The organism is Bradyrhizobium sp. (genome assembly GCF_035701725.1).
In the GTDB taxonomy this organism is placed as follows: Bacteria; Pseudomonadota; Alphaproteobacteria; order Rhizobiales; family Xanthobacteraceae; genus Bradyrhizobium.
Genome location: NZ_DASSRP010000152.1, coordinates 1 through 5308, shown reverse-complemented (window position 1 = coordinate 5308; position 5308 = coordinate 1). Strand labels below are relative to the sequence as shown.

The 5308-nt window shown below is 63.6% G+C and carries 4 protein-coding genes; 3 read left to right on the top strand and 1 reads right to left on the bottom strand.

The window, feature by feature from the left end:
- Nucleotides 1–194: 194 nt before the first annotated feature.
- The gene (locus tag VFL62_RS08670; protein WP_325171960.1) at nucleotides 195–1841 is read right to left on the bottom strand and encodes an acyl-CoA dehydrogenase family protein; all 1647 of its coding nucleotides are present in this window, start codon (nucleotides 1839–1841) and stop codon (nucleotides 195–197) included.
- A 209-nt stretch (nucleotides 1842–2050) separates the two neighbouring features.
- Here VFL62_RS08670 and VFL62_RS08665 point away from each other — a divergent pair, with 209 nt between their 5' ends.
- The 3 genes from VFL62_RS08665 (at nucleotide 2051) to plsY (ending at nucleotide 4972) form a co-directional block, all read left to right on the top strand.
- Nucleotides 2051–3004 carry an aspartate carbamoyltransferase catalytic subunit gene (locus VFL62_RS08665; RefSeq protein ID WP_325171959.1) on the top strand — a complete coding sequence of 318 codons (954 nt, stop codon included), beginning with the start codon at nucleotides 2051–2053 and terminating at the stop codon, nucleotides 3002–3004.
- A 7-nt stretch (nucleotides 3005–3011) separates the two neighbouring features.
- A complete protein-coding gene (locus tag VFL62_RS08660) occupies nucleotides 3012–4313 on the top strand; it encodes a dihydroorotase (RefSeq protein ID WP_325171958.1) in 1302 nt (433 codons plus the stop codon).
- Nucleotides 4314–4378: 65 nt separating this feature from the next.
- Complete coding sequence (gene plsY, locus VFL62_RS08655; protein ID WP_325171957.1) at nucleotides 4379–4972, top strand: glycerol-3-phosphate 1-O-acyltransferase PlsY; 594 nt, start codon at nucleotides 4379–4381, stop codon at nucleotides 4970–4972.
- Nucleotides 4973–5308: the final 336 nt, after the last annotated feature.

Below are 5308 nucleotides of genomic sequence, written 5' to 3'. Positions count from 1 at the left end.
GATTGATCGGGCCGCTTTGCTGGAGGAGAAACCAGGCCACCACCGCAAGCTGGCCGACGAACATCGCCGCGAAGACGACAAAGCCCCAGAACGCAGTACCCCAGAACTTCCAGACAGGTGTGTCGAAGGTTTCGGGCGGCGCGATGATAATTTGAGATTCAGGGTTGAGAGAATCCATCAACTGGCCTTCGCTTCTACTGGGGCAAGGCGCGGTCAAGCAGCCGGCCGGTATCGCTGGACTTGAGATCCACAGCGCCGTACATGCCGCCGTGATTCCCGGCAAGGCGAGTACTTGCGAATAGTTCGGCATGGCTCGGCGAGAGCGCGTTCAGCGCCGCTGTCGCCGCCAAAAGCGCCAGCTTTTCGACCGCGAGCCGCGCCACGTTTTCCGCATCGCCCCGGATAAACGCTTTTCCAATCATCGCGGCCGCCTCGCCTGCACCCGGCAGACCCCTGGTCTCCTGCGCAAGATTTTTCAGGATTGCCGTCGCGGCCTCGGTCTCGCGCGCCAACGCCCGCAACACGTCGAGGCACATCACGTTACCCGACCCTTCCCAGATCGCATTGACGGGCGACTCGCGATAATGCCGCGCCAAAATGCCTTCCTCGACGTAACCGTTGCCACCGAGACACTCCATCGCCTCATAGAGGAATCCCGGCGCGCTCTTGCAGGTCCAGTATTTGATCGCTGGCGTGAGCAGCCGCATATAGGCCGATTCATTCGCGTCAGCCGGCGCAAGGTCGAACGACCGGCAGAGCCGCATCACAAGCGCGATCGAGGCTTCGACATGCAAGGCCATGTCGGACAGCACCGCGCGCATCAAAGGCTGATCGGCAAGATGTTTCTGAAACACGCTGCGATGCCTGACGTGATGCAGTGCGTGCGCGAGCCCCGAGCGCATCAGGCCGACTGAGGCGATCGCGCAATCCTGCCGCGTCAACTGCACCATCTGGATGATGGTGCGAATGCCCTTGCCTTCCTCGCCCACGCGTTCGCCATAAGCGCCCAGGAATTCGACTTCGGACGAGGCGTTCGAGCGGTTGCCGAGCTTGTCCTTCAGCCGCTGAAACTGAATCGCATTGACCGACCCGTCCGGGCGGAAACGCGGCATGAAGAAGCAGCTCAGGCCCTGTTCGGCCTGCGCCAACACCAGAAAGGCATCGCACATCGGCGCCGACATGAACCACTTGTGACCGGTGATGCGATAAGCGTCGCCATCGCGCTCGGCGCGCGTCATGTTGCTGCGCACGTCGGTGCCACCTTGTTTCTCGGTCATGCCCATGCCGAGCGTCATGCCCCGCTTGGAGGACCACGGCGCAAAGCTTGGGTCGTAGGCGCGCGTGCCGATCACCGGCATGGTCTTTTTCAGGATGTCCGGTTGCACCGCGAGCGCCGCCACCGAGGCGCGGGTCATCGTGATCGGGCACAGGTGGCCGGTCTCGACGCCGGCGGCCATATAGAACTTCGCCGCGCGCACCACCTCCGCCGGCGCACCAAGCGGACGACCATCGGCGCTCCAGGTCGAATTATGCAAGCCGGCGTGCGCGCTGTGCGCCATCAACTCGTGATAGGCGGGGTGAAACTCGACCTGATCCTTCCGGTTGCCTCGCGAATCGAAGGTGCGAAGCTTTGGGGTGTTTTCGTTGGCCAGCCGCCCGCGTTCGGCCATGGCGGCCGAGCCCCAATGACGGCCGAACTCGGAAAGTTCCTTTGCTGCCGCCGCGCCGCCATTGGCGGCAACCGCCTCACCGAGCGCCGTATCAAGCGTGAACAGATCGACGTCGACGAAGGGCGGCGACTGGTTGAGCACCTCATGGGTCCCATGGACGGCTGAATTCATCGAACACTCCCCGGCTGGAGATGTTGCCTACCCCAAATCATACGACGCCGCGCACCCTCCCCGCAGCGAAATATCGGCATCCGCGACCGCATGGTGGACAAAACCTTGCCGTAAACCATGCCAGCCGATCCGGATGACCGGGGGATAACTTTTAAGTTCCCTCTTCGCCCTTGCCCCCTGCTCCGACCGCGCCTATAGCTCTGGCTTTAATGACATCTGCATCGAAATCGACCTTCGTCCTCGGTCACCGGCATTTGCTGGGCATAGAGGGCCTTTCCGCCGCCGACATCACCGGGCTCCTCGACCTGTCCGAGGAATATGTCGAGCTGAACCGCCAGGTTGACAAGAAGCGCACTTCGCTGCGCGGCCGAACCCAGGTCAACCTGTTCTTCGAAGCCTCGACGCGGACACAATCCTCGTTCGAACTCGCCGGCAAGCGGCTGGGCGCCGACGTCATGAACATGTCGGTGTCCTCGTCCTCGATCCGCAAGGGCGAGACGCTGATGGATACCGCGGTCACGCTGAACGCGATGCATCCGGACATTCTTGTGGTTCGGCATCACGCCTCCGGCGCGGTAGAACTGCTGGCGCGCAAGGTTGACGGCTCCGTCATCAACGCCGGCGACGGTGCCCATGAGCATCCGACCCAGGCGCTGCTGGATGCACTCACTATCCGCCGCAACAAGGGACGGATCGAGGGGCTGACGGTTGCGATTTGCGGCGACGTCATGCATTCGCGCGTCGCACGCTCCAACATCATCCTGCTCAACACCATGGGCGCCCGGGTGCGCGTCGTCGCGCCCTCCACGCTGCTGCCGCATGGCATCGAACGCATGGGCGTCGAGGTCGCCCGCGACATGCGCGAGGGCCTGGACGGCGCCGACATCGTCATGATGCTGCGACTGCAGCGCGAGCGCATGAACGGCTCGTTCGTGCCGTCGAGTGGCGAGTATTTCCACTACTTCGGGCTCGACCAGAAGAAGCTCGCTTACGCCAAGGCGGACGCGCTCGTGATGCATCCGGGCCCGATGAACCGCGGCGTGGAAATCGACTCTATCGTCGCCGACGGCGCGCAGTCGCTGATCCGCGAACAGGTGGAAATGGGTGTGGCGGTGCGCATGGCGGTACTGGAAGCGCTCGCCCGCAACCTGCCGAACGCGTGAAGAAGATATGTTGAAAGATCGCCGCCCCATCCTGCTTGCCAATGCCCGCGTGATCGATCCCTCGCGCGATTTCGACGGCCCCGGCGATGTCCTGATCGCCGACGGTGTGATCCGCGACTTGAAGCGCGGCATCAGTGCGGCCGGCGTACCCGAAGGCACCGATGTCATCAATTGCGCCGGCAAGGTCGTCGCCCCCGGCCTGATCGACATGCGTGCCTTCGTCGGCGAACCCGGTGCCAGCCATCGCGAGACGTTTGCCTCCGCCAGCCAGGCCGCAGCCACCGGCGGCATCACCACCATCGTCTGCCAGCCGTCGACTTCGCCTGTCATCGACAACTCCGCGACCGTGGACTTCGTGCTGCGCCGCGCCCGCGACACCGCGATCGTCAACATCCATCCGATGGCGGCGCTGACGAAAGGCCTCGCCGGCGAGGAGATGACCGAGATCGGGCTGTTGAAGGCTGCCGGCGCCGTCGCCTTCACCGATGGCGACAAGAGCGTCACCAATGCGCAGGTGATGCGCCGGGCGCTGACCTATGCGCGCGATTTCGATGCCCTGATTGTCCATCATACCGAAGATCCGCACCTCGTCGGCGAAGGCGTCATGAACGAAGGCGAATTTGCCTCGCGCCTGGGGTTGATGGGCATTCCCAATGCCGCCGAAGCCGTGATGCTTGAGCGCGACATGCGCCTCGTGGCACTGACCGGCGGTCGCTATCACGCCGCTTCGCTCTCCTGCAAGGACTCGCTCGAGATCCTCAAGCGCGCGCGCGACGCCGGCCTTGACGTCTCCGCCTCGGTCTCGATCAACCACGTGACGCTGAACGAAAACGATATCGGGCCCTACCGCACCTTCCTGAAACTGTCGCCTCCCTTGCGCACCGAGGATGATCGGCGCGCGCTGGTGGAGGCCGTCGCGTCCGGCCTGATCGACGTGATCATGTCGGACCACAATCCGCAGGATGTCGAGGTCAAGCGGCTGCCCTTCGCTGAGGCCGCCCCCGGCGCGGTCGGGCTCGAGACCATGTTGCCGGCGGCGCTGCGGCTGATCCATCAGGGCGAGATGGATTTCAAGACCATGATCCGCGCAATGTCGACGCGCCCGGCCGAATTGCTCGGCCTGCCCGGCGGCACGCTGCGGCCGGGCGCACCGGCCGACGTGATCGTGATCGACACCGATACCCCCTGGGTGCTCGATCCCGACGATCTCAAGTCGCAATGCAAGAACACGCCGTTCGACGAGGCCCGCTTCTCCGGCCGCGTGGTTCGCACCATCGTCGGCGGGCGCACTGTCTATGAGCATGTCTGACATGGCGGTTGGTTTGACTCGCCAAAGCGCGCCACACTGATGCGCGCGAATTCCGGGAGGCTGTGATGTCCGCCAATGCGTGGCTGCCGCTCGCTCTCATCATCGGCTATCTGCTCGGCTCGATCCCGTTTGGATTGATCCTGACCAGGCTCGCCGGCACGGAAGATCTGCGCTCGATCGGCTCCGGCAATATCGGCGCCACCAATGTGCTGCGCACCGGCCGCAAGGGCCTCGCCGCCGCGACGCTGCTGTTCGATGCGCTCAAGGGTACGGCCTCCGTCATTATCGCGGGCACCTTTGCGGGCGCTGAAGCTGCGATGCTCGCCGGTCTCGGCGCCTTTATCGGCCATCTTTTCCCGGTGTGGCTGAAATTCAAGGGCGGCAAGGGCGTCGCGGTCTATATCGGCATTCTGATTGGCCTGTTCTGGCCCGCGGCGGTGCTGTTCTGCGCGATATGGCTGATCACGGCCGTGCTCTCGCGCTACTCGTCGTTGTCGGCGCTGATTGCGAGCCTCATCACCCCGATCGTCCTGTGGTGGTTCGGGCACGCCGCACTCGCCGCCTTGTTCGCGCTGCTCACGCTGCTGCTCTATTACATGCACCGCGCCAATATCAGCCGCCTGATGGCGGGCACCGAAGGCAAGATCGGGCAGAAGTAGCGGCGGCGTGATCGGCAACTGCAGACCGCTTTCCGATTCACATTTCAAACAGCCTTCGTCATTCCAGGGCGGTGCGCTCGCATCGAACCCGGCGGCTTCCGGAATGGCAGATGGCAGACGCGCGTTCGCTTCCCCGCGGCCTGATTCAGCGCAGGTTCTGCCAAACATCGCCTCTCCGAAACGATAGAGGGCGCAGGGAATGCCGGGTACATTGGCGTACCCGCAGCCTCGTGCGCAAAGTAGAAAGCACACGAGTTAGTCACCACAGGTCAGCCAAACGATCCGGCATTCCCTGCGCGATGGTTTACGGTTTCCTTCGTGCTCTCTTTGGTGATC